The sequence below is a fragment of the Zooshikella harenae genome (assembly GCF_018837975.1).
Lineage (GTDB): Bacteria > Pseudomonadota > Gammaproteobacteria > Pseudomonadales > Zooshikellaceae > Zooshikella > Zooshikella harenae.
Genome location: NZ_JAGSOY010000244.1, coordinates 1 through 1,384 on the forward strand (window position 1 = coordinate 1; position 1,384 = coordinate 1,384).

Below are 1,384 nucleotides of genomic sequence, written 5' to 3' on the forward strand. Positions count from 1 at the left end.
TGTTACTGTCCAGGTTACCAAATACAACCTGTTTAGCGTTTAGTGGGTTTTCTGATGCATTACCACCCCGTAATGTTGTTACACCTTGTACTTCACCTAATGTATTGGTTTTACCTTCAAGCCAGTGGTCAACATACATGACATCATCATCACCCACAGCTTCATCATTAGCCAGTTGTTGGGCATTACGGATGAGAACCTTTTCCATAAATCCAGCCCGTTGAGCAATCAACTCCTTGGAAAAGCTGCCATCCCACTGATAGCGATCATCCGCAAAAATACCTTGGTTATAATCAGCGTTTTTAGGAATAACGATAAAAGGTGAGAGGTTCATCAGGCTGTAGCGCGTCACTTTACCTATTACTTCTTCACCATAGTCTGCAATAAGCTGATCCACTTTATCATTAAGTTTATACATAGGCTCGATGGTAAACGGAGGCGTTTTACCAAATTCATTCACCAACTGATTGTAAAATTCTTCTGCTTTATTTAAAAATAAGGCCGGATTATATTCAGCTACACTAGATGCATTTTCTTGTGTCGCAAGCGCTATATACTTTTCACCTAAAAATTGCGCCAAATGATGCATCGCGATGGATAAGGATTCTCCCGCGTTTTCGGTATCGGCAATGGGGGTACCATCTTGATTGCGCAACTCAACGACTTTATTGGAGACTAGGTTCAAGTAGCTATTGATTTCACCATAACTGTTTTCTGCATCTAAATAAGCAAAGATACGTTGTACTGAAAGTGAATTAACCAGGTTAACCATGGAGTGATTATCGAATGAGATATCAGAGGTTATATCTGAACCACCTTGTTTTTCAATAAAGGTAGGATGATAGTCACTGGGTTTCACAAAGGTAATTTTATTGGCTGTGACCTCAAGGCCTGGTTCTGAATAGATATTGTAGACCTTGCTTTCTTTCAGTATAGGAGAGCCAAGTAGTTTTCGAGTAAGCTCACGTATATTAATAATGAGTCGGTCTGGCGTTGCAGCACTAAAAAGACGACTAATGCCTGCACCATTAAATGTATAGGTTTCATCTTGAAGTTCAGGATAACGGTAATTGGCCACCAAGGCTAAATGACCACCCAACGAGTGTCCTACAAACTTTATTTTACCATGGTACTCAGCGACGGTATTCCCTTCATCATCTAGTATGCCTGCTTTTTTTAAGAAGTCATTGATCTTGCCTGTCTGCAGCAACTGACCGACAGTAAGCGACAGACCTGTTGCTAATGCGCCATCTTGTCCCAAGATATCAACTACACCTTCGGTGCCACGCATAGCGATAATCAGTTGATCTTCGTTTTGAGTATCCTTAAACACAGTGCCCGCAAAGCCAGTATCGGTATTTCCTTGGAAATGGTGTATGTGATA

General features: G+C 41.0%; 1 protein-coding gene. It reads right to left on the reverse strand.

The window, feature by feature from the left end; translation table 11 throughout:
• The coding region (locus tag KCG35_RS25320) for an alpha/beta hydrolase family protein (RefSeq protein WP_215822627.1) at positions 1 to 1,384 on the reverse strand (1,384 nt) is incomplete at both ends.